The sequence below is a fragment of the Paracoccus sp. (in: a-proteobacteria) genome, from assembly GCF_030538495.1.
In the GTDB taxonomy this organism is placed as follows: Bacteria; Pseudomonadota; Alphaproteobacteria; order Rhodobacterales; family Rhodobacteraceae; genus Paracoccus.
Window position 1 is genome coordinate 1 of the sequence record NZ_JAUNTW010000002.1, and the last position, 23936, is coordinate 23936.

Annotated in this window: 31 protein-coding genes, 1 tRNA gene and 1 other RNA gene; 21 read left to right on the plus strand and 12 right to left on the minus strand. The window is 61.3% G+C overall.

Annotated elements, in window-relative coordinates:
- Positions 1-951: 951 nt before the first annotated feature.
- Positions 952-1908: a LysR family transcriptional regulator gene (locus tag Q4G20_RS01570; RefSeq protein WP_368660771.1), complete on the minus strand. Its 957-nt coding sequence runs from the start codon at positions 1906-1908 to the stop codon at positions 952-954.
- A gap of 32 nt (positions 1909-1940) precedes the next feature.
- Here Q4G20_RS01570 and Q4G20_RS01575 point away from each other — a divergent pair, with 32 nt between their 5' ends.
- The gene (locus tag Q4G20_RS01575) at positions 1941-2924 is read left to right on the plus strand and encodes an aldo/keto reductase (RefSeq protein ID WP_303341448.1); all 984 of its coding nucleotides are present in this window, start codon (positions 1941-1943) and stop codon (positions 2922-2924) included.
- A 45-nt stretch (positions 2925-2969) separates the two neighbouring features.
- Here Q4G20_RS01575 and Q4G20_RS01580 read toward each other — a convergent pair whose 3' ends face one another.
- On the minus strand, positions 2970-3137 hold the full coding sequence (locus Q4G20_RS01580; protein WP_303341450.1) for a hypothetical protein: 168 nt from the start codon (positions 3135-3137) through the stop codon (positions 2970-2972).
- A 160-nt stretch (positions 3138-3297) separates the two neighbouring features.
- Between Q4G20_RS01580 and Q4G20_RS01585 the strand changes: the two genes are divergently transcribed.
- Positions 3298-3444 carry a hypothetical protein gene (locus tag Q4G20_RS01585; protein WP_303341452.1) on the plus strand — a complete coding sequence of 49 codons (147 nt, stop codon included), beginning with the start codon at positions 3298-3300 and terminating at the stop codon, positions 3442-3444.
- A 250-nt stretch (positions 3445-3694) separates the two neighbouring features.
- Entirely contained in the window at positions 3695-3889 is a 195-nt protein-coding gene (locus tag Q4G20_RS01590) for a hypothetical protein (protein WP_303341454.1), read from the plus strand.
- Between the two features lie 147 nt (positions 3890-4036).
- Here the strand turns inward: Q4G20_RS01590 and Q4G20_RS01595 are convergent.
- A tRNA-Arg gene (locus Q4G20_RS01595) sits at positions 4037-4113 on the minus strand.
- 106 nt (positions 4114-4219) lie between these two features.
- Between Q4G20_RS01595 and Q4G20_RS01600 the strand changes: the two genes are divergently transcribed.
- Entirely contained in the window at positions 4220-4585 is a 366-nt protein-coding gene (locus tag Q4G20_RS01600; RefSeq protein WP_303341455.1) for a DUF983 domain-containing protein, read from the plus strand.
- Positions 4586-4592: 7 nt separating this feature from the next.
- Here Q4G20_RS01600 and Q4G20_RS01605 read toward each other — a convergent pair whose 3' ends face one another.
- Positions 4593-4997 carry a DUF411 domain-containing protein gene (locus tag Q4G20_RS01605; protein ID WP_303341892.1) on the minus strand — a complete coding sequence of 135 codons (405 nt, stop codon included), beginning with the start codon at positions 4995-4997 and terminating at the stop codon, positions 4593-4595.
- A gap of 142 nt (positions 4998-5139) precedes the next feature.
- On the opposite strand from Q4G20_RS01605, the gene Q4G20_RS01610 reads away from it, so the two are divergent.
- The gene (locus Q4G20_RS01610; RefSeq protein ID WP_303341457.1) at positions 5140-5469 is read left to right on the plus strand and encodes a YnfA family protein; all 330 of its coding nucleotides are present in this window, start codon (positions 5140-5142) and stop codon (positions 5467-5469) included.
- Here the strand turns inward: Q4G20_RS01610 and Q4G20_RS01615 are convergent.
- Positions 5466-6842 (minus strand): HTTM domain-containing protein, encoded by a 1377-nt coding sequence (locus Q4G20_RS01615; RefSeq protein ID WP_303341479.1) that lies wholly within the window; start codon positions 6840-6842, stop codon positions 5466-5468. The genes Q4G20_RS01610 and Q4G20_RS01615 overlap by 4 nt on opposite strands.
- A 56-nt stretch (positions 6843-6898) precedes the next feature.
- On the opposite strand from Q4G20_RS01615, the gene Q4G20_RS01620 reads away from it, so the two are divergent.
- Positions 6899-7297 carry a DCC1-like thiol-disulfide oxidoreductase family protein gene (locus Q4G20_RS01620; RefSeq protein WP_303341481.1) on the plus strand — a complete coding sequence of 133 codons (399 nt, stop codon included), beginning with the start codon at positions 6899-6901 and terminating at the stop codon, positions 7295-7297.
- Between the two features lie 53 nt (positions 7298-7350).
- A complete protein-coding gene (locus Q4G20_RS01625; RefSeq protein WP_303341483.1) occupies positions 7351-7806 on the plus strand; it encodes a PepSY domain-containing protein in 456 nt (151 codons plus the stop codon).
- Positions 7807-7852: 46 nt separating this feature from the next.
- On the opposite strand, the gene Q4G20_RS01630 is transcribed toward Q4G20_RS01625, so the two are convergent.
- Positions 7853-9151, minus strand: a complete 1299-nt coding sequence (locus tag Q4G20_RS01630; protein WP_303341485.1) for a S8 family serine peptidase — start codon at positions 9149-9151, stop codon at positions 7853-7855.
- Between the two features lie 87 nt (positions 9152-9238).
- Here Q4G20_RS01630 and Q4G20_RS01635 point away from each other — a divergent pair, with 87 nt between their 5' ends.
- The 9 genes from Q4G20_RS01635 (at position 9239) to Q4G20_RS01675 (ending at position 16949) form a co-directional block, all read left to right on the plus strand.
- Complete coding sequence (locus tag Q4G20_RS01635) at positions 9239-9733, plus strand: RNA polymerase sigma factor (protein ID WP_303341487.1); 495 nt, start codon at positions 9239-9241, stop codon at positions 9731-9733.
- A 50-nt stretch (positions 9734-9783) separates the two neighbouring features.
- A complete protein-coding gene (locus tag Q4G20_RS01640; protein WP_303341488.1) occupies positions 9784-10470 on the plus strand; it encodes an anti-sigma factor in 687 nt (228 codons plus the stop codon).
- Complete coding sequence (locus tag Q4G20_RS01645) at positions 10467-10991, plus strand: GNAT family N-acetyltransferase (protein ID WP_303341490.1); 525 nt, start codon at positions 10467-10469, stop codon at positions 10989-10991. Before Q4G20_RS01640 ends, Q4G20_RS01645 begins: the two co-directional genes overlap by 4 nt.
- A 70-nt stretch (positions 10992-11061) precedes the next feature.
- A complete protein-coding gene (locus Q4G20_RS01650) occupies positions 11062-12561 on the plus strand; it encodes an alkaline phosphatase (RefSeq protein WP_303341492.1) in 1500 nt (499 codons plus the stop codon).
- A gap of 64 nt (positions 12562-12625) precedes the next feature.
- On the plus strand, positions 12626-13057 hold the full coding sequence (locus tag Q4G20_RS01655; RefSeq protein ID WP_303341494.1) for a hypothetical protein: 432 nt from the start codon (positions 12626-12628) through the stop codon (positions 13055-13057).
- Entirely contained in the window at positions 13057-13704 is a 648-nt protein-coding gene (locus Q4G20_RS01660) for an ABC transporter ATP-binding protein (protein ID WP_303341496.1), read from the plus strand. Before Q4G20_RS01655 ends, Q4G20_RS01660 begins: the two co-directional genes overlap by 1 nt.
- On the plus strand, positions 13701-15008 hold the full coding sequence (locus Q4G20_RS01665; RefSeq protein ID WP_303341498.1) for an FtsX-like permease family protein: 1308 nt from the start codon (positions 13701-13703) through the stop codon (positions 15006-15008). Before Q4G20_RS01660 ends, Q4G20_RS01665 begins: the two co-directional genes overlap by 4 nt.
- An 11-nt stretch (positions 15009-15019) precedes the next feature.
- Positions 15020-15487 (plus strand): copper chaperone PCu(A)C, encoded by a 468-nt coding sequence (locus tag Q4G20_RS01670; protein WP_303341500.1) that lies wholly within the window; start codon positions 15020-15022, stop codon positions 15485-15487.
- Positions 15488-15605: 118 nt separating this feature from the next.
- On the plus strand, positions 15606-16949 hold the full coding sequence (locus Q4G20_RS01675; RefSeq protein ID WP_303341501.1) for an esterase-like activity of phytase family protein: 1344 nt from the start codon (positions 15606-15608) through the stop codon (positions 16947-16949).
- Between the two features lie 217 nt (positions 16950-17166).
- Here Q4G20_RS01675 and Q4G20_RS01680 read toward each other — a convergent pair whose 3' ends face one another.
- Positions 17167-17403: a ribbon-helix-helix domain-containing protein gene (locus Q4G20_RS01680; protein WP_303341503.1), complete on the minus strand. Its 237-nt coding sequence runs from the start codon at positions 17401-17403 to the stop codon at positions 17167-17169.
- A complete protein-coding gene (locus Q4G20_RS01685) occupies positions 17396-17572 on the minus strand; it encodes a DUF4169 family protein (protein ID WP_303341505.1) in 177 nt (58 codons plus the stop codon). Before Q4G20_RS01685 ends, Q4G20_RS01680 begins: the two co-directional genes overlap by 8 nt.
- Before the next feature lie 70 nt (positions 17573-17642).
- On the opposite strand from Q4G20_RS01685, the gene Q4G20_RS01690 reads away from it, so the two are divergent.
- Positions 17643-17837 (plus strand): hypothetical protein, encoded by a 195-nt coding sequence (locus Q4G20_RS01690; RefSeq protein WP_303341507.1) that lies wholly within the window; start codon positions 17643-17645, stop codon positions 17835-17837.
- 41 nt (positions 17838-17878) lie between these two features.
- Here Q4G20_RS01690 and fumC read toward each other — a convergent pair whose 3' ends face one another.
- Positions 17879-19273, minus strand: a complete 1395-nt coding sequence (fumC, locus tag Q4G20_RS01695) for a class II fumarate hydratase (RefSeq protein ID WP_303341509.1) — start codon at positions 19271-19273, stop codon at positions 17879-17881.
- Between the two features lie 387 nt (positions 19274-19660).
- Here fumC and Q4G20_RS01700 point away from each other — a divergent pair, with 387 nt between their 5' ends.
- Both Q4G20_RS01700 and Q4G20_RS01705 read left to right on the plus strand, forming a co-directional pair.
- A complete protein-coding gene (locus Q4G20_RS01700; RefSeq protein ID WP_303341511.1) occupies positions 19661-20269 on the plus strand; it encodes a VPLPA-CTERM sorting domain-containing protein in 609 nt (202 codons plus the stop codon).
- 258 nt (positions 20270-20527) lie between these two features.
- Positions 20528-21100 (plus strand): VPLPA-CTERM sorting domain-containing protein, encoded by a 573-nt coding sequence (locus tag Q4G20_RS01705; RefSeq protein ID WP_303341513.1) that lies wholly within the window; start codon positions 20528-20530, stop codon positions 21098-21100.
- Positions 21101-21145: 45 nt separating this feature from the next.
- Here Q4G20_RS01705 and Q4G20_RS01710 read toward each other — a convergent pair whose 3' ends face one another.
- The 3 genes from Q4G20_RS01710 to ssrA all read right to left on the minus strand — a co-directional run bounded on the left by Q4G20_RS01710 (position 21146) and on the right by ssrA (position 22662).
- Positions 21146-21703, minus strand: coding sequence for a class I SAM-dependent methyltransferase (locus tag Q4G20_RS01710; protein ID WP_303341515.1), 558 nt, complete (start codon positions 21701-21703; stop codon positions 21146-21148).
- Between the two features lie 85 nt (positions 21704-21788).
- Entirely contained in the window at positions 21789-22244 is a 456-nt protein-coding gene (locus tag Q4G20_RS01715; RefSeq protein ID WP_303341517.1) for an SspB family protein, read from the minus strand.
- 62 nt (positions 22245-22306) lie between these two features.
- Positions 22307-22662, minus strand: a transfer-messenger RNA (tmRNA) gene (gene ssrA, locus Q4G20_RS01720).
- A gap of 50 nt (positions 22663-22712) precedes the next feature.
- On the opposite strand from ssrA, the gene Q4G20_RS01725 reads away from it, so the two are divergent.
- Together Q4G20_RS01725 and Q4G20_RS01730 are read left to right on the plus strand one after the other, a co-directional pair.
- Positions 22713-23126 carry a VOC family protein gene (locus Q4G20_RS01725; RefSeq protein ID WP_303341519.1) on the plus strand — a complete coding sequence of 138 codons (414 nt, stop codon included), beginning with the start codon at positions 22713-22715 and terminating at the stop codon, positions 23124-23126.
- Complete coding sequence (locus Q4G20_RS01730) at positions 23123-23800, plus strand: fumarylacetoacetate hydrolase family protein (RefSeq protein ID WP_303341521.1); 678 nt, start codon at positions 23123-23125, stop codon at positions 23798-23800. Before Q4G20_RS01725 ends, Q4G20_RS01730 begins: the two co-directional genes overlap by 4 nt.
- Positions 23801-23936: the final 136 nt, after the last annotated feature.

Genomic DNA, 23936 nt, shown 5'->3' on the forward strand with positions numbered 1-23936 from the left:
TTCACCAAAAAGTTGATTAGGCCCTGATCCTGAGACGCGGCAGCTTTCCGTTTCCGGTTCATTCCGCGCTTTCCGGTGGTGGCGTGCTGCCGCTGACCTCCAGTCACAAGGACGCAGAGATGCAGGCGAACCGACCCGTAACCATCCCGTTCAGCGCGCGGGGGGGGGGGGGCGCGTCACAAGCAACTGATCTCGGCAGCGGTGCAACTGGCGGTTCAGGCGCGGGCTGGTCGGGAAGCGGGCCTGTAAACATGGTTTCACCCATGAATATGCAATGTGCTGGAGGTCGTGAGCCAGCTTCCGTGACTCACGAATCTGGTTCAACCTGTGAATGAATAGCCCCGCGTTTCTTAGACGCCGTCGCGCCTCATCACATGCTGTCGTTCAAACTCGGTGGGCGACAGCATCCCGTTCCTCGTATGTTTTGTTCCTCGGCTTTCGCCGCCAGACGGCCATCAGCAAAGCCTGCGAAACGGCATCGATTGTTTGACGGCTCTGCATGGACCGCGCCGATCACGCGCCGGGAACACGGCCGCATCTTGCGCTTTTGCAATAATCAGACATTTTCGCGCAGAACCTCGTTTATATTTGCCGGGATCCACCATATCGGCGATAAATCCTAAGCTGACTGCCAAGGTCTGCACTGATCATTTGGTCGTCCTGTTGGCGAGCATAATGATAGGCGGTTTGATAATAGCTATTAACACGCCGATCATTGAGGCGTTCATTTCTGATTTTCTGCAAACCTGCCGGATCGGATTTGCGGCATTCTGGCTGCCGGCGGGTTAGTCAAGCATCGCATCTTTGGCTTCGCGGCGCGGGCCTATCCGCGGTGCAGGTGTTATTTCGCAAAACGCCGATAGGCGCCCGTTACAGCTTGTGCGTATGCCAATCAGCCCCCTCTTTTTTCCTCACCTGAAAAAAGGGGCTGTATTTTAAAAAGCTGACAAATCACACCGCCCCAGCACTCAACCGCCCACGATTATCCCGAACAACATCACGCAAAAATTCCGCAACCACCTGAATACGCGGGGCCTGCGCAAGGTCGGAATGGGTGACAAGATAAATCGCCTGATCAATGTCCAGATCGGCCGCCACACAATCCAAACCCGCATCTTGGGCCAGAAAATGCGGCAGCACGCCGAGGCCCAGCCCGGCTTTGACCGCAGCGATTTGCGATGACAGCGATGTGGTCGTCAGGGCTGGGGGGCGGCCGCGCAGGGTGCGTTCGATCCACTGCGCGGCGGGCAGATGCGCGTGGGTTTCGTCCCAGCCGATAAAGGCGTCGGTGTCGTCCCCACGCGCCCGATAACCCGGCGCGGCATAGAGGCCGTAACCCAGCGTCCCCAGCCTCTGGACCGTGACATTCCCGCGTTCCGGTTCCACCATACGCAGCGCGATATCGGCGTCCCGGCGATGCAGATTGGCGGTTGCGATGTCGGTCACGCATTCGATCAACAGGCCCGGATGCTTGGCCGTCAGTTCCGGCAGCCGCGGCAGGATCAGGCCGGTCGCCAGATTTTCGGCCGTGGCCAGTCGCACGGTGCCGGCGATTTCGGCCCGCTGGTTGGCGCTGCGCAGCTGGGACGCCGCCGTCTCCATCAGGGTCGCGCTTGGGATCAGCTGTTCGCCATCGGCGGTCAGCGTATAGCCGGACTGCTGGCGGGTAAACAGCGCGACATTCAGCGCCTGTTCCAGCCGGTCAATGCGGCGCGAGACCGTCGCCAGACCCAGCCCCAATTCGCTCGCCGCGCCGCTGAGCGTGCCGGTCCGCATGACGGCAAGAAAGACCTTGGCGTCATCCCAGACCAGCCGTTTGTCGATGCGCTTTCCGATAATGGAAATCCCCTCTCCGCAGTTTGCTGAATATGTCGCGGCGGTGTTGTGGCAATGTATCGCTGCACAGATCGCGCGTGCAAGGCAAGGAAATAGGGGGCGTTATGGAAAAACGAACATTGGTCGACGGGTTCCGCGTATCGGCGCTGGGTCTGGGCTGCATGGGTATGTCCGAATTTTACGGCCCGCGCGATGACGCGAACGCCATGCAGGCGCTGGCCGCTGCGGTCGATTTGGGCATTGATTTCTTTGACACCGCCGATATGTATGGACCGCATCACAATGAAATTCTGCTGGGCCAGTTTCTGCGCCAGCACCGGGCGGATGTGAAAATCGCCACCAAATTCGGGATCGTGCGCGAACCGGGGCAATACAGCCGCCGCATCGACAACAGCCCGGCCTATGCGCGCCGGTGCTGCGAGGCGTCGCTGCGGCGGTTGGGTGTCGAACGGATCGACCTCTATTATGTGCATCGGATCGAGAAAGATCGGCCCATCGAAGAAACAATCGGCGGACTGGCCGACCTGATTTCTGAAGGAAAAATTGATCGCATCGGGTTGTGCGAGGTCAGCGAGGCGACCCTCCGCCGCGCCCATGCCGTCCATCCGATTACCGCCGTGCAAACGGAATATTCGCTGTGGTCGCGCGATGTGGAACGCGCGATCCTGCCGACCTGTCGCGAACTTGACATCGGGTTCGTGCCGTATTCGCCGCTGGGGCGTGGGTTTCTGACGGGACGATTCCAAGGCGGCATGGATATTGATAAGACCGATTTCCGCAACGCGCTGCCGCGTTTTCAGGATGGCGCGGTTGATGCGAACCGTCGGCTGGTCGATGTGGTTTTGGGCATGGCTGCGGATAAGGGGTGCAGCCCGGCGCAGCTTGCTTTGGCGTGGCTCTTGGCCAAGGGCGACGATATCGTGCCGATCCCCGGGACAAAGCGCGTCAGCTATTTGCGCGATAATGCCGGTGCGGTTGATGTGCGGCTGTCGGTTGATGACGTCGCGCGGCTGGAAGCGGCGGTTCACGCGCTGCCGGTGGTGGGCGCGCGATATACCGACGAAGGGATGAAGGGGGTGGATGTCTAGGCGGGCGCGCGTTACCGTTCGCTGAAGGACGGGGGGCGTGGAATGTCAAATAACGGCATGATGAACGTCGATATTTTGCTTTACGATATTGATCTGTTCGACGTTCAGGGCTGAGCGGATCGCTTGGCCGTCATGGAAGCCTTGCCAGATTTTGGAAACCGCGACGATTACATCCAAGAGGCTCGGCGCATCATTGCATTGCAGCGCGAACATGGCCTGATCCCCGACGCGCCGGAATACCCGCCGATGACCAGCGGTGAACGGCCTGCGGTCTTGTCCGAACGCGCGCAAAGGGAATTGGACGCCATCCGGCGCATGCTGGAACCCTGTGTCAATTCACCGATAAAGGGCCGGTAAACAGGAAACCCCGCATATGGCAATTCTGATCGACGACGATCTGTCGCTGGAAATAAAATACCGCGAATTAGAAGATGACTGGGTTTATTACGACATTTGGCTGCGTTGGCGCGGTGAGCCGGTGATCAATGACGCGATCCTGAAACGGTTGAGCGACCACTGAGCCAAAAGCGGATATGGCGCGATCACGGGGTGCGAATATCGGGAATGTGGGATTCTGCCCCTGCTGCGCCGCGTTCTGAAAGCAAACGAAGCCGATTATTGGGAACCTACGGAACCCGACATTCTGCTGGCACTTTATCCGAACGACGTTTTTCCGTTTCTGCCGCCAAAATGGCGGACAGTGGCACATATAAAAGGCGCCGATCATACGCCGCGTCCCGATGATTGCCTTGAAATGCTGCTATTCGTCGATGTTTATAACTTTGAAGGTTCGGCGGCCTTATGCCGGGTCGGGGCTGTGCTTTCGTCCGGGGTCCACCCGCGCCCGGATGCAGGCATTTTACGACGAATTGCGGCGCGAATATGTGGCCTTTCGCGACACATGGCAGGTGCAGGAAACGAACGAAACGGATTGGGGTCCGAGTTATAAACCCCCGCCGTTTTGATTGGCGGGACGCCCTTTAGCGCATAATCCCGCCAATAATAAAACCCGCCAGATGCGCACGCTGCAACCGGGCCAGCCTATCCAGCCCCCACGCCACAAAACGGCGCAACCTTTGGTTCGGCTCTGTATCCATCAATAATCCGTGCAATGGCGACCCCGGAAGGGCTCGAACCCTCAACCTGCCGATTAGAAGTCGGCTGCTCTATCCAGTTGAGCTACGGGGCCGTTTGCGTGGTGATGGCGCAAAACGCGCCGCAGGGCAATGGGTTTTGGTGGGTGCAAAGCGCGGCCACATCTGCTATCGCCACCCCAAATCACCAAGGAGCATCCCGTGCAAGACGAGCGTAAGCAATCCGAGGCGCTGTGGCGCGGTTTCATGATGCGCTGCCCCAAATGCGGCGAAGGTAAGATTTTCAACGGCTATCTGACCGTTGTTCAGGAATGTGACCATTGCGGCGAACCTTTGGCGAAATATCCCGCCGCGGACGGGCCTGCGTTTTTCACCATCACCATTGTGATGCTGCTGCTGATCCCGATGATCGGGTTTTCTTGGGTGCTGTTCCGCTGGGATCCGATCACGCTGCTGTTGGTGAACGGCATCGCCAGCACCGTCATCACGCTGGTTTTGTTGCGCTATATCAAAGGGATGTTCGTTGGCTGGCTCTGGGCCAAAAACGAACGCGACCGGGGGGCGTGACGCGCCTTTAGGCCGCGTCGTAATGGGTGAACACCTGCGCCGTGCCGTCGCGCGCGATCAGGAACACGTCGAACGCGTCGCGCTGATCCCACGGACCCATGCCGGGCGAGCCATAGGGCATCCCCGGCACGGCCAGCCCCACGGCATCGGGGCGCAAGGCCAGCAGGCGGCGAATATCGGCGGGGGGAACGTGGCCCTCGATCGCGTAACCGTCGATATGGGCGGTGTGGCAGGATGTCATATCCAGCGGGATCCCGCTGTCGATTTTGTGACGCGCCAGAACGGTGCCGATCTGGTTTTCCATCGTCACGCGGAACCCGTCATCCTGTAACACCCGCGCCCATTCGGTGCAGCATCCGCAATTGCGATCCTTGACGATGTGGATGACGGGGGCGTCCGCCGCGCGCGCCATCACCGGCACACACGCAGCCCCAAGGATCATAAACTGACGGCGATTCATGGCTTGTCCTTTCGTGGTTGATGACAGATGACCGCGAAATGCCGCCATGCCAATGCGTGTCACGCAGATGTGCGGCGGGACGAAAGGACGCATCATGACGCGCGCATTGCTGATTTACACGCTGACCGCATTTGCCGAAATCGCGGGCTGTTTCGCGGTTTGGGCATGGTGGCGGGCGGGGGCCTCGGTTCTGTGGCTGATCCCCGGCGCGGCGTCGCTGGCGCTGTTTGCGTTTTTGCTGGCGCTGTCGCCGGCGGAATTTGCGGGGCGGGCCTTTGCCGCCTATGGCGGGGTGTATCTGGGCGCCACGCTGATCTGGCTGTGGGCGGTCGAGGGACACCGCCCCGACATTTGGGACATGACGGGCGCGGTGCTGTGCATCATCGGCGCGGCGGTGATTTTGTTCGCGCCGAGGGCGGTCTAAACCTCGTCCTCGGGTGACGGGTCATCCCAATCGCGCGCGTTGCCGTCCCGCGCGCCCCAGACCGGAACCTGCAACGGCAAAATCCAGTCATTCCGGCGCAGGGGGTGGTTCTGAACCGCCGTCAAATCCACCGTCGGATCAATGAATTGCTGATAGGGGCGACCGTTCAGCGATTTCCAGATGTCGGCGCGAACCTCGATATCGGCATAGCCTTCGGCCCGGTATTCGCGTTCCAGATGCGCGGCAAAGGCGTGGATCATATCGGCGCGGGTCATCATTTTGCCCGTCTGGCGCGCGGTCAGATAGTGATACGGGTCAATCAGCCAAACCTGATCGGGGGTGCCATCCGCAGTCCGCGCCGTCACCAGAAAGCTGCCGAACGCGTCACGGTCGTAAATCCGCATCCGCCAGCTGAAGCGATGCCCTTCGCCGGACCAGCGGATGTCGCTGTCAAACATCGCGCCGCGCACGGGCAGGGCGATCTGCACCGCCAGCCACAGCGCCATGACCGCCAGCACCGCACCCGGCAGGCGGCGCGTGGCGGGCGCGGGGGCTGACGCGCGGCCCAGCAACCGCCCCGGCCAATCGGGGGCAAAAAAGATCGTCGTGGCGGCAATCGTCATCCACGGAAAAATCCCGATATTGAAATAAAAACTGTTCGAGATATGGAACGCGCAATACACCAGAAACACCGCCAGCCGCGTGCGTTTCCACATCAACAGCGGCGCGCCCAGCACATGCAGCGCGATCACGCCCCAACTGGCCAGCGGAAAAAACCAGTCATAGGCGAACAGAAACCCGAACGGGCCGGGATTATCTGCGCCACGCAGCCACAGCTCTAACGGTTGCCCCGCCAGCCAGTCGGGCGTCAGTTTGACCAGACCGGCATAGATCAGCATAATCTCCATCTGCGCGCGCAGCATGAACGGCGCGGCATAAGGCACGGTGTCCGACCGCAGACCGGGCCGCAGCCACGCATCCAGCGACCAGGCCCGATGCGCGGGCATCACCGCCAGAAGCGCCGCGAACAGGATCACCAGATAGAAATGGTTCAGATATTCGGCCCGATCCAGCAGAAAGAAATAGCTGAAGATCACCAGCAACGCGACACTGGCCACCCGGTAAAACAGCCCCACAGCCACCATGGCCGCCGCAACGCCCATCCCGATCCACAGCCCGGTCAGGTAAGGTTCCGGCAGTGGCGTGACCCAACCAAACCCCGGATAGGGAAACAGCACCTGCGGATCGGCCCAGTATCGCGCGATGCGGTCGTATTTCACAAACCGCCAGCAATCCCACACCAACAACAGGCCAAACATAATCCGAAACGCGGCCAGCGACTGGATGGATACGGGGGTGGACAGGTTTTTCATGGCGGTGTTCCTCTGCATCTTGCGGAATAACGGGCGGCGCGGCACGTTATTCCGACATGACAGATGAAAATTCACTTATCGAAGTTGTTTATGACGGTGAATGTCCGTTCTGTGCGGATTTCACCCGCATGGTCGCGTTGCGCCGTCTTGGGCCGGTGGATCTGATCGACGCGCGCGGGGATGATCCGCGCGTGGCGCAGATCGGCGCGGGGCTGGATCTGGATCGCGGTATGGCGGTGCGTCATCGGGGGCGCGTGATGTATGGCGATGGGGCCATGGCGTTTTTGCTGGCGATGTCGCAGCCGCGCGGGGTGTGGGGGCTGGCGCGTTGGGTCTTTGCCAGTCCGGCGCGGGGGCGGCTGGTCTATCCGGTCCTGGTCGCGGGGCGGCGGATTGTGCTGCGTTTGCTGGGGCGGCGACCGATTGGCGCGAAAAATCGCGATGCGGCGGAATAAACCCGGCGGGCGCGCGTAACTCCCACACATGACCAGCAGAAAAGGAGATCGTCATGTTTCGCACCATCGGAATCGCCGCCGTTTTTGCCGTCATGGCTGGCGGCGCAATCGCTCAATCGGCCGAAAGCCACATTCGCCAACAACTGCGCGCCCAAGGTTTTAGCCAGATCGAAATCGAACGCGACGACGGCAAGATCGAGGTCGAGGCCCGTCGCGGCAATCAGAAAATCGAACTGAAATATGATGCGCGGACGGGGCGTTTGATCAGTCAGGACATTCAGCGCAGCGACCGCCGCGACGGCAACCGGGCAACGCCTGCGCGCAATGCCCGCGACAGCGTGGTCCGCAGCCGCGTGAATGATGACGACGACGATGACGGTCGCGTCAGCAACAGCCGCAAATCGCGCGATACCATCTCCCGCAGCCGCGTGAATGACGATGACGATGATGACGGTCGCGCCAAACGCGGCAAACGATTGGGGCGCGACGACAACGACGATGACGATTGATCGTCACGCCAGATCGGCAAAGGGGGCGCAGATGATGCGCCCCTTTTCAGTTGTCCGTGCATCCGGTCGGGGGCGTCAGCAGCCCATGCCCGAACACATCGTCATGCCCCGCCGCCCCCAGATCGCGGGCTGATCCGCGCAGGCGGTCGCGCAACTCTGCCGCGTTCAGACCCGGTTCGTTTTGCAACAGCATCGCCGCCGCCGCCGTGACAAAGGGCGCGGCAAAGGACGTGCCGGTTTTCGTGCGCGCGCCGCTGACCGATGCGGCGGTCCACACATCCACGCCGGGCGCGGCAAGGTCGATATGCGCCCCCCGGCCCGCGCGGCGATACACCTGTTCGCGCCGGTCAACCGCCGTCACCGCCAGCACGCTGTCATATGCCGCCGGAAAGGCCGGTTCCGCGCGCGGCCCGCCATTCCCCGCCGCCGCGACCAACAACACGCCCGCCTGTTCCAGCGTTTCAACCTTTTGCGCCAGTAAGTCGTTATCGGGTCCTGACAGCGACAGGTTGATGATCCGCACATCCTGACCCGCCAACCAGTCCAGCCCCGCGATCAGGGCAAAAGCATCGGCGCGTTCATCGGTGTTGTCGCGGTGAAAGGCGTCCACGGCCAGCAAGGGCAGATGCGGCATCAACCCCGGCGACCGTGTGTCAGCCGCGCCGACCAGCAGTGCGGCCACAGCGGTGCCGTGCATCGCGGCGGATGGGGCGGCGTCGGTGTCCAGACGGTGAATGGTCAACGCGGCATCGGTCAGCGCCGCATGACCCGCGTTCAACGCGGTGTCGATCATGCCCACGCGCGGCGGGCTGCCGCAGGATGTGTCGCGGGGCCAGTCGATCATGGCGCGCGCCGGGCAGTCGGCGCCCCGGCAATCGATGCCCTGTTCTCCGCGATAATAGTGGTTGAAATCGGCCCGCGCGCCGGCGTCCTGAACCCTCTGCCGTGCTTGATCCATGGTCAGGCTGGCCGGTTTTTGCAGGCGGTGCAGCACCTGACCGTCGCGCAAAGTGGTTTCGCGCAGCGTCGTAAACCCATCCGCCACCAACCCGGCCAGCCCGTCCGGCGTCAGCCCGCGCGTCAGAATTTCGTTATCCGCCCGCACTGGCGGGGGCGGCGGGGCAGGCCGCGCCTGTTGGCGGGCTGGCGCGCGGCGGATCACGCGCGGGCCGTCGCGGTCGCGCGACAGGCTGGGGCCGTCATCGTCGTCGTCATCGTCACGGCTGCCGTCATCGTCATCATCGGCCCATGCCACCGACAGCACAGGCCCACCGTCCCGCGGGTGCCAGCCCGATGACAGGGCCAGCGAAAACATCAAGACTGCAATGACGATCCGCGGAATCATTCGGACTTTCCTTCTTGGCTTCACTCAGGATAGACGCACAGATATGTTAATTATTCCTCAATATCCGCAAAAAAAACACTGGATAACATGCCCCCTGATTTCGCTGACAACCTGATCGGGCTGCTGCCGAATTTGCGTCGTTACGGCCTGTCGCTGTCGCGCAAGGCTGATATTGCTGACGATCTGGTGCAGATCACGGTGGAACGCGCGCTGTCCAACTGGACCAGTTTTGATGCCCAAACGCGGCTGGAACCGTGGCTGTTTCGGATCATGCGCAACGCCTTTATCGACATGACGCGGCGGGACCGGACGCGCGGAACCGGCGTGGATGTCACCGAACAGCCCGAGGTGTTGGCCCATGACCCCGCCGCCGGGATCGAGGCGCGGATGATGCTGCAAACCGTTGAACAGGCAATGGAAACCCTGCCGGATGCCCAGCGTGAGGTTCTGCACCTCGTCTGTGTGGCCGACCTGTCCTATGCCGAGGCCGCGCAGCTTTTGGGTGTGCCGGTCGGAACGGTCATGAGCCGCCTGTCACGCGCCCGCATCGCTTTGGCCGAAAAATTAGGAATAAATTCATAACTGCGGCGTATAGGGTGTGTAAGACGATGCAGGACGGACGAAAGATGCAGATGGATGACGACATTCTGATGGCATTTGCCGATGGTGAACTGTCCGCAGAACAGGCGGCGCGGGTGGCGGATGCGGTGGCCTCTGACCCGGCGATTGCTGCGCGTGTCGATCTGTTTCGCCAGACCCGCGCAATGGTGGCGGTGACGCGCGACGCGGTGCCTGCGGGGGATGATTCGGATTTGATTGCGCGGATCAGGGCCGCGCAGGTCGCAGCGCCGCCGGTGGTGGCGGCGGTCGAAACACCCGCGCCCGCAAACCGCAACTGGGCGCCCTTGGCAGCGGCGGCGTCGTTGGTGATTGCGGTGGGTCTGGGCTGGTGGTCCGGCTTTTTCGGCGGCGCGCAACCGGCGTTGCAGCCGGTGACTCCTGCGATTCTGGCGGCCTTGGACAGCGTGCCTTCGGGCGAATCCGCGCCGGTTGAGGGCGGCGAATTCACCGCGATTGCGACGTTCCGCGTGGCCGATGGCCGTGTCTGCCGCGAATATGACGTGACGGGCGATAACGCGCAGGTGGCCGTTGCCTGCCGCACCGATGGGGCATGGCAAAACCTGTTCGCTGCGGCGGCGACCGAATCGACCGGATATGTTCCCGCATCCGGCGATATTCAGGCGCTGGACGTGTTTCTGACCCAAATCGGCGCAGGTAACCCCCTGACCGCCGAAGATGAGGCCGCCGCCCTGAAATGATTCAGATCCGCGATGCCGGGGCTGATGATCTGCCCGCGATCATGGCGATCTATAACCACGCGGTCGAACATTCGACGGCGGTGTGGAACAGCGCCGTCGTGGATCTGGCCAACCGTCAGGCATGGTTAACCGACCGTCAGAACGCGGGTTTTCCGGTGATTGTTGCCGTGGGCGCGGACGGCGTTCAGGGCTATGCCAGTTTCGGGCCGTGGCGGGCCTTTGACGGCTATCGGCACACGGTCGAACATTCGGTTTATGTCCGCCATGATCTGCGCGGCGGCGGGGTTGGCACGGCGCTGATGCGGGCGTTGATAACCCGTGCGCGGGGTGCGGGAAAACACGCCATGATCGCCGCGATCGAGGCCCGGAATACCGGGTCGATTCGCCTGCATCAGCGTTTCGGATTTGAAAAAGCGGGCGTTTTTCCGCAGGTTGGCACGAAATTTGGCGGCTGGCTGGATCTGGTTTTCATGCAGCTTTTGCTGGACAATCGGGCGGTCCCGGATCACCCACCGTCCTAATAATTGTGTATTGTCACAACCACGTCATCACGCAGCGTTAACCAAAAAGGGCATTTTCCCGGAGGTAACAATGCGTCTTCAACTCGCAACTGCAATCAGCCTTGTTCTGACCGGTGCCGCTGGCGCCGAGGTTACGATCGCGCAAAAAGAATCCAAGTGGTTCACCGATGCGCAGGCTCAGTTGGCTGAACTGGAGCAAATCACCCATAACACCAACCGCGCCAAGAACATCATTCTGTTCATCGCGGATGGTAACGGTGTTGCGACCAACTATGCCACGCGTCTGTGGATGGGCCAGCAAGAAGGTGGCCTGGGTGACGATTACGTCATGTCATATGAAAAATTCCCGCATATGGCGTTGATGAAAACCTATACCAGCAACGGTCAGACGCCGGATTCGGCCCCGACCGCCAGTGCCATGAACACCGGCGTGAAATCGCGCAACGGCACCATCAATATCGACGATGCCGGCGATTACCGCGATTGTAACGCGGCTGCCGAACACGGTCTGACGACCTTTGCCGAACTGATGACCGCTGACCGCGACATGAAAATCGGCATCGTGTCCACCGCGCGCCTGACCCACGCAACCCCGGCCGCCGTTTACGCAAAAACCGCGCATCGCGACTGGGAAGACAATTCGCGCCTGCCGGAAAACTGCGCCCAGAAAGACATCGCCGCGCAGATGGTTGACGCCATCGAAGAAGGCCGTCTGCATCTGGCACTGGGCGGCGGTCGCCGTCACTTCCTGCCGACCACCGTCACCGACGAAGAAGGCACGAACGGCAACCGCACCGACGACCGCAACCTGGTTCAGGAAATTCAGGACAAGGGTTGGCAATATGTCTGGAACGACGAAACCTTTGCCGCTGCGGATAAATCGCAGCCGGTTCTGGGCCTGTTCGAAGCCAGCCATATGAAATACGAAAACGACCGCGTGGGTGAACCGTCGCTGGCCGAGATGACCGAATTCGCCATCAACGCGCTGGACGGTGCCGAGGGTGGTTATTTCCTGGAAATCGAGGCAGGCCGCGTTGACCACGCCAACCACGCCGGCAACCTGCACCGCGTTGTCACCGACGGCGCCGCATTCGCCGACGCGATCGCCAAAGCGGCGGAAATGGTTGACCTGAACGAAACCCTGATCATCGTCACCGCTGACCATGAACATGTTCTGTCGTTCAACGGTTACTGCGGTCGCGGCACGCCGATCACCGGCCTGTGCTTTGACGTGGACGACAACGGTATCGAACACACCGGCACGCCCTCGCTGGCGCTGGACGGCAAGCCCTATACCGTTGCGGGTTACCTGAACGGCCCCGGCTCGATCCTGACCCATGAAGAGGGCCAGAACGACTGGACCGGTTCGCGTCCGGAAATCACTCAGGAACAGGCAACCGACCCGGATTATCTGCAACAGTCGCTGATCCCGATGTCGTCGGAAACCCATTCGGGTGTTGACGTTCCGCTGTTCGCCGCAGGCCCGTGGTCGCATCTGTTCCAAGGCGTGATGGAACAGAACCTGATCTTCCACGTGATGATGAAGGCCGTCCACGCGGACGAAAGCTGATAACATCCGGCCGGGCCAATTGCGGCCCGGCCATCCCAACAGGGGCCCAACAGGGGGAACCACCATGACCAATATCACCCGCCGCGCCACGCTGTCGTTGGCGCTTTTGCCGTTTTTGCCGCGCATGGCCGTTGCGGCACAGGAATCGGTGCGTTTGCGTGAACTCTATAACCGCGACATGTCCTTTTCCGATCTGGCGCTGGAATTAGAGGGTAAGCGCGTCACCATCGACGGCTTTATGGCCCCGCCTTTGCGCGCCGAAAGCGATTTTTTCGTGCTGACGAACATTCCCATGGCAATCTGCCCGTTTTGTTCCAGCGAAGCCGAATGGCCCAATGACATTATGGCCGTATACACCAAACGTCAGGTGCGCGTGATTTCGTTCAACGCCCCCATCGCGGTGAATGGCGTGTTGGAACTGGGAACCTATACCGACCCTGAACTGGGCTTTGTCAGCCGGGTGCGGTTGATGGATGCGGAATACGGGCGGCGCTGATGCGACTGACGGCGCAGGATGTCACCGTGCGCGCCGGGGATCGGGTGCTGCTGCATCTGGACCGGCTGGAGCTGCCTCGGGGCAGTTTGACCGGCGTGATGGGACCATCCGGCGCGGGCAAAACCACGCTGTTGAACGCGCTGTCGGGGTTAACGGCGGCGCAGGGGGCGCTGCGTTGGGATGACACCGATCTGGCGCGGATGGGGCAGGCGGCGCGCGTCCGGTTCCGCCGCGATCATATCGGCCTGATCTTTCAGGATTTTCTGTTGCTCGAAGAATTGACCGCCTTGGAAAACGCCACCATTGCGCGGGCGTGGCGCGGGGACGCGCAGGCGCTGACGCAGCGGGCGGCGGCGTTGTTTGACCGGCTGGGCATTGCGGCGCTGACGCATAGGCGGGCCGAACGGTTGTCGGGGGGCGAACGCCAGCGGGTCGCCGTGGCGCGCGCGCTGGCCCATGATCCGGCGATTTTGCTGGCCGATGAACCCACGGCCAGTCTGGACCGCACGACCGCCGACCGCCTGATCGGCGATCTGGCCGCTTTGGCCCGCGACGAAGGCCGCACGGTGCTGATCGTCAGCCACGACCCGGCGGTTCATGCCGCCATGGACCGGATGCTGACCATTCGCGACGGGGTGCTGATATGACGGATTGGTGGCGCGGCCTGTCCGCCACATCCCAAGACGCGTTGATCTTGCTGGCGATTTTGCTGCCCGCGCTGATGCTGGGCGTGCTGGTGTGCCGAGGCTTTTCGCTGCGTGTGCTGCTGCGGGGGTTGCTGCTGCGGTATCTGTGGACGAACGCGGCCTTTGTTGTTCTGGTTGCGCTGTCGGTGGGCTTGGGCGTCGGGCTGATCGCGCAGGAACGCGGCTTGCGTCAGGCGAGCGCGCGGATCGCAGAAAAGTTCGACCTGATCATCGCCGCACCGGGTGACGAAGTGTCGATGCTGATGGCGACGGTTTATTTGCAACCGACCGCCGCCCCGCTGTTGGATGGCGCGGTGTATGAGCGCGTCCAGAACGCGCCGGGGGTGCGGTTTATCACGCCGCTCGCCTATGGCGATTCATGGGGCGACAGCCCGATTATCGGATCGACTGCGGATTTCGTCGCCCATCTGTCCGGCGATCTGGACGATGGCCGCATCTTTGCCCGCGACGGAGAGGCGGTGATCGGCGCGCGTGTCCCTCTGGATTTGGGCGCGACCTTTGAGCCGGCGCATGGCCACGGCGCGACGGCGGAACATGGCGCGCATGACGGTGTGCAGATCACCGTCACCGGGCGTATGGCACCGACGGGCAGCCCGTGGGATCGCGCGATTATCGTGCCGGTGGAAACCGTCTGGCTGACGCATGGTTTCGGCGACGGCCACGCGGAGCAAGACACGCATCTGGGTCCGCCCTTTGCGCCCGAATTTTTCCCCGGCACCCCTGCAATTCTGGTCGTGACGCGCGATCTGGGCGCGGCTTACGGGCTGCGCGCGCAGTTTTCGACCGATCAGACGATGGCCTTTTTTCCCGGCGCGGTGCTGACGCGGCTGCATGGTCTGATGGGGGATGTGCGGCAAATCATGTCGGTGATGTCTTTGGGAACGCAGGTGCTGGTGGCCGCCGCCGTCATGACCGGGCTGATCGTTCTGGCGCGGCTGTTTGCGCGGCGGCTGGCGTTGCTGCGGGCCTTGGGCGCGCCGGGGCGCATGGTCTTTGCGCTGGTCTGGTCCTATGCCGCTGTGCTGCTGGGGCTTGGCACCGTGCTGGGGCTGGCGGTCGGGCTGGTCGCCACGCGCGCGATTTCCACCGTGCTGACCGCGCGCACCGATCTGTTGATTACGCCGCGTTTGGGATGGCCTGAACTGCACCTGACGGCGGCGTGTTTTTCGCTGGCGCTGATTGTGGCGCTGGCCCCGGCGGTGGTCGCGCTGATGCGCCCCGTGACCGATGATCTGCGTAAATAAGGATGAATCCGATGAAAAAAGCCTTTGCCGTTCTGGCGCTGTTGGCCGCACCGGCCTTTGCGGGCGATGACCATGATCACCATGTGACCGAGGTGGACGGCATCCGCATCCAGCATGTCTGGACGGTGGCCGGTGCCGATCCCGCGCCGGTTTATCTGGAGATCATTAACGATAGCGATGTGGAACTGACCCTGACCGGGGCGGAATCCGACTGGGCCGAATTTGCGCTGGTCGGTGCTTGGCTGTCGGGCGGGCAATCGACCGCGCAAGGGATTGACGCCCTGCGCATCGCCCCCGGCGCGCGGATGCATCTGGAACCGGGCGGGGTGTCGCTGATGGCGGGGCCGTTGTCGGAGCCTCTGACGGTGGGCGACCATCTGGATATTCACCTGCACTTCAACGACTTGGAGATCGAGGCCGAGGCCGAGGTCTTTCCCACCGGCACCAAACGCCACCCCCATGCGGGGCATGACCACTGACCAAAGGGGCAGGGCGGCGCGACGCCGCCCTTTACCATTTTGACACGTCGCTGCCGCCAAATTGTCACATCGCGGGCCTACCCTGACCCCAGGTAAACCACCCAAACCGGAGCCTGTGATGCGTCTGACCCTGCCGCTTTCGTTAACCCTTTTGGCCGCGCCTGTGATGGCGCAGGACACCTTTCCCGCCACGCTGGCCGGTCATGCCAAGCTGCCCGCGTTCAGCATGATCACGCCCCCCGCCGATGCGCCGCGCGATCTGTGGGTGTCGGGCAAATTCACCGGGGCCGAGCGCAACGATACCCCCTTCAGCGTTCCGGGCAATACCGGGTCGGGCTATGGCAACCACCCGACGGGCATTTCCATGCCCTTTATCGGGCAGCCTTTGCAGGGCTTTTCCGGCTTTGCCATGGACCGGGACAACAACGGCAATTGGTTTGTGCTGACCGATAACGGCTTTGGGTCCAAGGCCAACAGCCCCGACGCGATGCTGTTTTTCAGCCTGATGAACCCTGATTTCGACACCGGCACCGTGGAGGTCGTGGAAACCGTGTTCCTGCATGACCGCGACCACAAGGTGCCGTTCCGCATCGCCAACGAAGGCACCGACAGCCGCTATCTGACCGGCGCGGATTTCGACCCCGAAAGCATCCAAGTGATCGACGGCGATATCTGGATTGGCGAGGAGTTCGGCCCCTATCTGATCCGCGTGGCGCGGGATGGGGCGGTGATGTCCGTCCATGAAACCAAGCTGGACGGGCAGGTTCTGAAAAGCCCCGACACGCCGGGCGTCCGCGTTCCGGCTCAGCCGGGCGTGGATTATCAGGTGCCGCGTTCGGGCGGGTTTGAAGGCATGGCCAAGAACCCCGACACCGGCCATCTGTGGGCGATGCTGGAAAAGCCGCTGCTGGTCGCGGGCGGTGACAACGAAGGCGATTTCCTGCATGTCATCGTGTTTGATCCGGCGGCGGGGGAATGGACCGGCGACAGTTACCGCTTTGCCCTGACCGAAGGGGCCAAGGCGATTGGCGATTTCAACTTTATCGACGCGACGCGCGCTTTGGTGATCGAACGCGACAATGGCGAAGGCGACGCGGCCCGCGCCTGCGCGCCGGGGGCGACCGACACCTCCGATTGTTATCCCAACCCCGCCCGCGTGAAAAACGTGGTTCTGGTCGATACCGCGACCGTTGACGACGACGGTTATATGCGCCGCATCGGGCAGGTCGACCTGATGAACATCGCCGATCCCGACAACCGCGCGCTGCCCGGTCTGTCACAGGCGGATGGGCCGTTCACCTTCCCGTTCTTTACCATCGAAAACGTCGCACGGGTGGATGACACGCATATTATGGTCGCCAATGACAACAACCTGCCATTCTCAGCGGGGCGCGAGATTGGGCGCGCGGCGGATAATGAATTTATCCTGCTGTCCGTGCCGGAATTGCTGGCGGCGGAATAAATAAACAAGGTTGATCCCGTCATGCGCGGCGGGATCAATCCTTTTTGGTTATTGAGTGCGCTTGTTATCAGGTTTTTGTTTTGATCAATGCATTGGCATATTAAAGTCGGCCAGAGCGTTTGGGTGAAATAATTCTGTGATTCCTTGATGATAGCGTCAGGGTGTTTCGTTATCCGCGCGCGCCAAAATATCGACACCTGCACGGCGATAAACGTCTTCATGCTGTCCGCTTTAACTGATCCAAAACAAATAACCGTAATGCCGTGGCCAATCCCACCTGAGGCGGGCGGGCATGGTCGATCTGGCCGATCAACGCCGCGCGGGTCGTGCCGCGCATTTCGGCCAAGCGGGCCAGTTCGCGCCAGAACGCGTCTTCTAACGTCACGGATGTGGCGTGGCCGTCGATGGTGACGGACCGTTTCACCGGCGCGGCCATGGGGGGCAGGTTAATCATCGCGCTGATGCTGATCCAGATGCGTTTCCGCGCGGTCTCGGTCGTCTTGTTCGCGCCGCCGCTGCGCCGCCGTGCGGCCGAATTTCGCCGCGTTTTCATCGCCCTGCTGACGCGCCTGTTCGCGGGCTTTTTGTTTGCGGAAACGGTTGAGGTTGGTGATCTGGGTCATTGCGGGGTGTGCATTAGCGGTATGTTAAGACATTGGTGTTAGGCATGGAACCATCGGTAAACGGGGAACTATGCGCAACTTTGGCATCAAAATGGCCGTTTGGCTGATTATCCTAGGCGCAATTGCGATCTGTGGCGTGGTCATCTGGAAAACCACCGGCGGGGTGGCTGCGATGCTGTTTATTGTGGCGGGACTGATCCGTGTTAATGTCAGTTTACGAACGCAACGGGGTGCTGCGCAATGGCGGGCTATGGTTCCACCCTGACACTATGAAAAAGGGCGCGGTCTGAACCGCGCCCGTCTGGATCAGTCTTTCGGGCCGATCATGTCTTCGGGGCGGACGATGCGGTCGAATTCGTCTTCGGTCACAAAGCCCATGCCGACGGCCTCTTGCCGCAGGGTGGTGCCGTTTTTATGGGCGGTTTTCGCGACTTTGGTGGCGTTGTCGTAACCGATGGTCGGGGCAAGCGCCGTGACCAGCATCAGCGATTCCTTCATCAGGCGGTCGATGCGTTCGACATTGGCCTGCGTGCCGACCACCATATTGTCGGTGAACGAACCCGCCGCGTCGCCCAGCAACTGCATGGATTGCAGCAGGTTATAGGACATCATCGGGTTATACACGTTCAGTTCGAAATGCCCCTGCGACCCGGCGAAACCGATGGCGGCATCGTTGCCCATGACATGGGCGCAGACCATGGTCAGCGCCTCGGCCTGGGTGGGGTTCACTTTGCCGGGCATGATCGACGAACCGGGTTCGTTTTCCGGCAGGATTAATTCGCCCAGACCCGAACGCGGACCGGACCCCAACAAACGCATGTCGTTTGCGATCTTGAACAGCGACGCCGCAACCGTTTTCAGCGCGCCCGAGAACATGACCATGGCGTCATGCGCGGCCAGAGCCTCGAATTTATTCGGGGCGGTGACAAAAGGCAGGTCAGTGATGCGCGCGATTTCGGCGGCAATCGCGGCGTCCCAGCCTTTTTTCGTGTTCAGGCCGGTGCCAACGGCGGTGCCGCCCTGCGCCAGTTCATAGATGTCGGGCAGGCAGGCCTTGACCCGTTCGATGCCTTTGGCGACCTGATGGGCGTAACCGCCAAATTCCTGACCCAGCGTCAGCGGCGTGGCATCCTGCGTATGGGTGCGGCCGATTTTGATGATGTCTTTGAATTCATCCGATTTCGCGACCAAGGCGGCGTGCAGTTTTTCCAGCCCCGGCAACAGAACGTCGCGGGCCATCATGCCGGTGGCAACGTGCATCGCGGTGGGGAAGGTGTCGTTTGACGACTGACCCATATTGCAATGGTCGTTGGGGTGAACCGGGGTTTTGCTGCCCAATTCGCCGCCCAGAATCTCGATAGCGCGGTTGCTGACGACTTCGTTCGCGTTCATGTTCGACTGCGTGCCGGACCCGGTTTGCCACACGACCAGCGGGAAGTTATCGTCGAATTTGCCCTGAAACACCTCGGTCGCGGCCTGTTCCATGGCGGCGCCGATGTCAGCGGGGATGCGACCTTCGGCGGTGTTAATGCGCGCAGCGGCCAGTTTGATGGCACCCAAAGCGCGAATGATCGCGACGGGCTGACGTTCCCAGCCGATGGGAAAGTTCATGATCGAACGCTGCGTTTGCGCGCCCCAATATTTGGACTGGTCAACCTCAAGCGGGCCAAAGCTGTCGGTTTCGGTGCGGGTGTTGGTCATGGCGATGCTCCGTCACGGTTTTGGCGTGTCTTACCGCATGACGCGGGATTCGCAAAGGGTATACCGATGTATGCCGTCGGCGCGGCGGCTGGCTGGCGGGCGGTTATTTGGTCAATAAGGCTGCCCTTTTAGTGCGGAAAGATTAAGTTTGCATCCACGGCGTGAAATAATTTTTACACCATCTGTAATAATGCACGTTAAGGTTGTTTTTTGTTTTGGCAATGAAAACAGCATATTGTGCAAAGTACTTGAAATGGCGAGGTAACGGGATGGCATCTGGCCGTTAACGATGAAAAAGTTAAGAAACAATTAAAATTATATGGATTTGTCCGCGCCCTGTGCTATCTTCACACGCAGAAGCCGAATCTTGTATGTATGAGGATTGTTATGGTTAAATATTTTTCCCTGTCGGCGCTTGGCTTTGCGGCTGTGGTTGCGGCCTCGGCTGGTGCGGCTCACTCTTCGCCCCGCCTGCTTGAGGACGGAGGCGTCTATTCCATTACGACCCCGGGTCGCCACACCTATAGCGGTGCCATGGACGTCTATCTGGCCGGTGAAGGTGGCACGGTCACCGGGCCGGACAGCATCTGGGCGATCTTTTCCGTCGCCAACAACCTGCGCGGCACTGCGTCGGCGCAGCTGACCTTTACATCGTTGAGCCGTGAAATTTTCAACGGCGGCTATCTGGTGGCGACGTGGTATAACAGCGTCACGAACGCCATTCTGGCGAGCTATGACATTCCGAAATCCGTTGACGACATGCCGGTGACGGCTGTTTTGCGCACCGTTTTCGACGCTGACAATCTGTCGCAGCGTCTGGAACTGAAATGGGAAACGCTGACCGTTCCGCTGGTGCCGCACACCACGGGTCTGGATCCGGCGGTGATCATCAATGTTCAGCCCGCCGCGATCCCGCTGCCGGCCTCGGCTGCGCTGCTGGTTGCTGGTCTGGGTGGTTTTGCCGCTCTGCGTCGTAAGAAAAAAGCAACCGCCTGATCGGCCTTTGCCTTTGGCGACATTGGAAAACCCCGCCCGACCGGCGGGGTTTTTTCGTTTGTGCATGGCGGATTATCGGCTGATGACGGCACGATTCGTGCGCCGGCCGGAACGTATATTTAACAACATGCATGATATTTCCGCTTTCCGTTTGAAGCATATGGAAATTCTTGCGACTTTCCAGTGTAAGATTATTTTGACAGGCGGCAAAATTAAGGCAATATTAACAAAAGGCAATTCAGCCGGGAGGAAGGTTAAATGTTCAAACAATTTGTTATGGCGACCGCTACGATGTCGGCGGTCGCGTTCGGCGCCGTTACCGCGCAGGCGTCCACGATCCCCGAAGTCCAGATGGTGCATGGCGGCAGCTATACCGTGACCGGCAACACGCTGTTCATGGGCGTGATGGAGCTGGCAACGGCGGGCACCCCCGGCAGCCAAACCGGCCCCGGCGGCGTCTGGGCGACCTTTACCGCGCCCAGCGGCAGCATCGGTTTGGCCGGGATCGCGCTGACCCCGTGGCATGTGGATCTGTTCACCAATCTGGTTGCCTCTTGGGTGGATGAGGCGACGAATATCGTGCTGAACACCCGCACGATCGGGGGCGAAGGTTATTATTCCCTTGTGACGATTTTTAACGATGCCGCCCCCACGCAGCGCCTGCAATTCGAATGGGATGATTTGTTGGTGCCGGATGATTCCGACCGGTATGTGATGAATCCGGGGATGTTGGCGATCACGCCTGCGCCGGTGCCGCTGCCGGCCTCGGCCGTGTTGCTGGTCGCGGGGCTGGGCGGTCTGGCCGCGCTGCGTCGTAAAAAGCGCGCCTGATCCGGGCGTGCAACGGAAAGCCCCGCTGACGCGGGGCTTTTTGCGTTACTGCATCTGCTGGCGGAACACATAGACCTGCGCCGGGGGCAGGTTCGCCCAGACGCGCGCGCTTTTGGTATAGGTCAGGCCAAACCGGCGGCGCGTGGCGTCCGACAGCGGCGGGTTCGGGCCATAGGTGATCTGAACGAACGGCGCGCCGGGGCGCATCATCTCGAACGCAGCGCCGACGATTTCGGCCTGCAACTCATCCGGCATCGGCAGCGTCGGCACACCCGAAATCACCGCATCCAGATCGCGCCGCCCAATCCGCGCCATGGCCTGCGCCGGGCGGTTATGCACCACGGCCCCCGGAAAGCGTTCCGCCAGACGTTCGCAAAACACTGGGTTCAGTTCATACAGCTCCAGCCGTTCGGCGGGCAGGCCGGTGGCGAGGATCGCCTCGGTTATGGTGCCGGTGCCGGCGCCGATTTCGGCCACGGCCTGCATATCAGAGGTCACGACGCGCGCCATTTCACGCGCGGCGGCGCGACCTGTGGGCAGAACGGCGCGCACCTCGGACGGGTTGCGGATGAATTGGCCAAAGAACAGCGACAGATCGGACATATTCCCCCCAGGGCAAAAGATGATTTCCCCTGTCTATGTCCCTAATATGGCAGAAATATGGCGCGCGCGTGGCGGAACCGTGACGTTACTTGCGCCAGCGATCCAGTTGCACAACCTCGCCGCCGCCGGGTGGGGGCGGGGTGTCGTCGTCGCCGTCATCGTCCAGATCGGGTTCGTCATCGTCCGCGTCCTGCGTTTCAAACCGCAGGCCAAATTCAACCGACGGATCCACAAAGGTGCGCAGCGCGTGGAACGGAATCCGCAGCGGTTCCGGCGCATTGCCGAAATTCAGCGTCACGGTAAAGCCCGCATCATCCACGGTCAGATTGTCGAACCAATGCTGAATAACGATGGTCATTTCTTCGGGGTAACGGTCACGCAGCCATTGCGCCATTTCAACGCCATGCTCGCGCGTGTCAAAGGTAATGAAAAAGTGGTGATCCCCCGGCAGCCCGTCCTGACCGACGCGCCGCAGCACGTCCCCGATCAGCCCTTGCATCGCGCGGTGCATCATCCCGCCATAATCAATCCCACGCGCCATTGCGTCACCCCCGTATCTTTCGCGTCAGCATAGGGATCATCGCCGCAATGAAAAGGGGGGAAAGTGCAGGATTCTGTTGCCAGGTTCCTGCGGACCCCGCCTTAGGCTGCTAGGCGTAAGGACTTAAGTTTCGGTCTTTCGAGCTGCTTACGCAGCCAGAGCGACCGGAGCACGGTTGTCGTTGGCAACTGTACATTTTGCACCGATAACGGTGGTAGCTCACCGAGACAAAGCAAACAGCTTTAGACGTTCGTCGATCCTGTTTCGGCCCCATGTTCCCCCAACGAAGGGTGTTTGGTGGAGCCGCCGGGTACCGCCCCCGGGTCCGATCCGCTTATTCCATGCGCGTTTATGTCCATAGTCCGGGTTGCCCCGAACAGGATCAGATATAGGATGCCCGACCCGCCGGTGCAAGTGCCGCTTGCGCAGGGGGCGCGACGGCGTAAAGTTGCGCCATGGGGGTGGGGCATGACATCGGTTTTTCATCTGGCGATTCACGTGGACGATCTGGACCGGGCGCGTGAATTCTATGGCGGCGTTTTGGGCTGTGCGCAGGGGCGTTCCGCGCCGACCTGGGTTGATTTCGACTTTTTCGGCCATCAACTGTCGCTGCATCTGGGCGCGCCTTTTGCGACGGCGCGGACGGGCGTTGTGGGCGAATATCGGGTGCTGATGCCGCATTTCGGCGCGGTGTTGCCTCTGGCGGATTGGCTGGCATTGGCCGACCGTCTGGCCGCGGCGGGCGTCGCGTTCGACATTCCGCCCGTCATCCGCTTTGCGGGTGAGCCGGGCGAACAACGCACGATGTTCTTTCGCGACCCGGCAGGAAACCCGATCGAGATCAAAGGCTTTGCCGATTATCAGGGATTATTCGCAACATGACGGACTTTGTAATTCCGGCCCCGCGCGTGGTGGCGATTCCGGTTCATGGCGGCGGGCAATTCCCGGTGCGGCGGATTTTCTGCGTGGGTCAGAACTATGCCGAACATGCGCGTGAAATGGGCGGCGACCCGGACCGCGCGCCGCCGTTTTTCTTTACCAAACCCGCCGATGCGGTGGTGACGGATGGGGTCATGCCCTATCCCCCCGGCACCGATAACCTGCATTTCGAAGGCGAACTGGTCGTTGCCATCGGGCAGGGCGGCCGCGACATTCCGGCCGCGCAGGCGCAGGGCCATATCTGGGGCTATGCGGTGGGCTTGGACATGACGCGGCGCGATATGCAGGCGCAGGCGAAAGCGGCGGGCCGCCCGTGGGATATGGCCAAGGGCTTTGACGCCTCGGCCCCTATCGGGCTGCTGCACCGGGCGGACAGGCCGCTGGACCGCGCCGCGCTGCGCCTGACGGTGGATGGAGACACCCGGCAACAGGGCGACCTGTCCGATATGATCTGGCCCGTCGCCGATGTGATCGCGCATCTGTCGGGTCTGGTCACGCTGGCACCGGGGGATCTGATCTTTACCGGGACGCCTGCGGGCGTGGGCGCGGTGACGCAAGGGCAGGTGATCCGCGTCACCATCGACGGTCTGACGCCGCTGGAAATTCGCATCACATAGCTGCATTTTTTAACGGTTTATCAATGTTTTGTTGCGTATGATTGAAACAGGGGTTGCCATTTGATGCGCGCGTATGTTTCTTTCGCTGCCAATGAACAAAGATGACCACGAAGGCACGCCGGAACGGGGGGTTCTG

Bases quoted from the DNA above. Each gene is read 5' to 3' on its own strand.
- Q4G20_RS01630 (WP_303341485.1), bottom strand. From the start codon at position 9,151: ATGATTCCGCGGATCGTCATTGCAGTCTTGATGTTTTCGCTGGCCCTG.
- Q4G20_RS01660 (WP_303341496.1), top strand. From the start codon at position 13,057: ATGCGACTGACGGCGCAGGATGTCACCGTGCGCGCCGGGGATCGGGTG.
- Q4G20_RS01685 (WP_303341505.1), bottom strand. From the start codon at position 17,572: ATGACCCAGATCACCAACCTCAACCGTTTCCGCAAACAAAAAGCCCGC.
- Q4G20_RS01690 (WP_303341507.1), top strand. From the start codon at position 17,643: ATGCGCAACTTTGGCATCAAAATGGCCGTTTGGCTGATTATCCTAGGC.
- Q4G20_RS01575 (WP_303341448.1), top strand. From the start codon at position 1,941: ATGGAAAAACGAACATTGGTCGACGGGTTCCGCGTATCGGCGCTGGGT.
- Q4G20_RS01620 (WP_303341481.1), top strand. From the start codon at position 6,899: ATGACAGATGAAAATTCACTTATCGAAGTTGTTTATGACGGTGAATGT.
- Q4G20_RS01655 (WP_303341494.1), top strand. From the start codon at position 12,626: ATGACCAATATCACCCGCCGCGCCACGCTGTCGTTGGCGCTTTTGCCG.
- Q4G20_RS01645 (WP_303341490.1), top strand. From the start codon at position 10,467: ATGATTCAGATCCGCGATGCCGGGGCTGATGATCTGCCCGCGATCATG.
- Q4G20_RS01725 (WP_303341519.1), top strand. From the start codon at position 22,713: ATGACATCGGTTTTTCATCTGGCGATTCACGTGGACGATCTGGACCGG.
- Q4G20_RS01680 (WP_303341503.1), bottom strand. From the start codon at position 17,403: ATGATTAACCTGCCCCCCATGGCCGCGCCGGTGAAACGGTCCGTCACC.
- Q4G20_RS01715 (WP_303341517.1), bottom strand. From the start codon at position 22,244: ATGGCGCGTGGGATTGATTATGGCGGGATGATGCACCGCGCGATGCAA.
- Q4G20_RS01585 (WP_303341452.1), top strand. From the start codon at position 3,298: ATGGCAATTCTGATCGACGACGATCTGTCGCTGGAAATAAAATACCGC.
- Q4G20_RS01710 (WP_303341515.1), bottom strand. From the start codon at position 21,703: ATGTCCGATCTGTCGCTGTTCTTTGGCCAATTCATCCGCAACCCGTCC.
- Q4G20_RS01605 (WP_303341892.1), bottom strand. From the start codon at position 4,997: ATGGCGCGCGCGGCGGACGCCCCCGTCATCCACATCGTCAAGGATCGC.
- Q4G20_RS01640 (WP_303341488.1), top strand. From the start codon at position 9,784: ATGGATGACGACATTCTGATGGCATTTGCCGATGGTGAACTGTCCGCA.
- Q4G20_RS01650 (WP_303341492.1), top strand. From the start codon at position 11,062: ATGCGTCTTCAACTCGCAACTGCAATCAGCCTTGTTCTGACCGGTGCC.
- Q4G20_RS01665 (WP_303341498.1), top strand. From the start codon at position 13,701: ATGACGGATTGGTGGCGCGGCCTGTCCGCCACATCCCAAGACGCGTTG.
- Q4G20_RS01615 (WP_303341479.1), bottom strand. From the start codon at position 6,842: ATGAAAAACCTGTCCACCCCCGTATCCATCCAGTCGCTGGCCGCGTTT.
- Q4G20_RS01625 (WP_303341483.1), top strand. From the start codon at position 7,351: ATGTTTCGCACCATCGGAATCGCCGCCGTTTTTGCCGTCATGGCTGGC.
- Q4G20_RS01590 (WP_303341454.1), top strand. From the start codon at position 3,695: ATGTTTATAACTTTGAAGGTTCGGCGGCCTTATGCCGGGTCGGGGCTG.
- fumC (WP_303341509.1), bottom strand. From the start codon at position 19,273: ATGACCAACACCCGCACCGAAACCGACAGCTTTGGCCCGCTTGAGGTT.
- Q4G20_RS01730 (WP_303341521.1), top strand. From the start codon at position 23,123: ATGACGGACTTTGTAATTCCGGCCCCGCGCGTGGTGGCGATTCCGGTT.
- Q4G20_RS01700 (WP_303341511.1), top strand. From the start codon at position 19,661: ATGGTTAAATATTTTTCCCTGTCGGCGCTTGGCTTTGCGGCTGTGGTT.
- Q4G20_RS01675 (WP_303341501.1), top strand. From the start codon at position 15,606: ATGCGTCTGACCCTGCCGCTTTCGTTAACCCTTTTGGCCGCGCCTGTG.
- Q4G20_RS01670 (WP_303341500.1), top strand. From the start codon at position 15,020: ATGAAAAAAGCCTTTGCCGTTCTGGCGCTGTTGGCCGCACCGGCCTTT.
- Q4G20_RS01610 (WP_303341457.1), top strand. From the start codon at position 5,140: ATGACGCGCGCATTGCTGATTTACACGCTGACCGCATTTGCCGAAATC.
- Q4G20_RS01580 (WP_303341450.1), bottom strand. From the start codon at position 3,137: ATGTTCGCGCTGCAATGCAATGATGCGCCGAGCCTCTTGGATGTAATC.
- Q4G20_RS01705 (WP_303341513.1), top strand. From the start codon at position 20,528: ATGTTCAAACAATTTGTTATGGCGACCGCTACGATGTCGGCGGTCGCG.
- Q4G20_RS01635 (WP_303341487.1), top strand. From the start codon at position 9,239: ATGCCCCCTGATTTCGCTGACAACCTGATCGGGCTGCTGCCGAATTTG.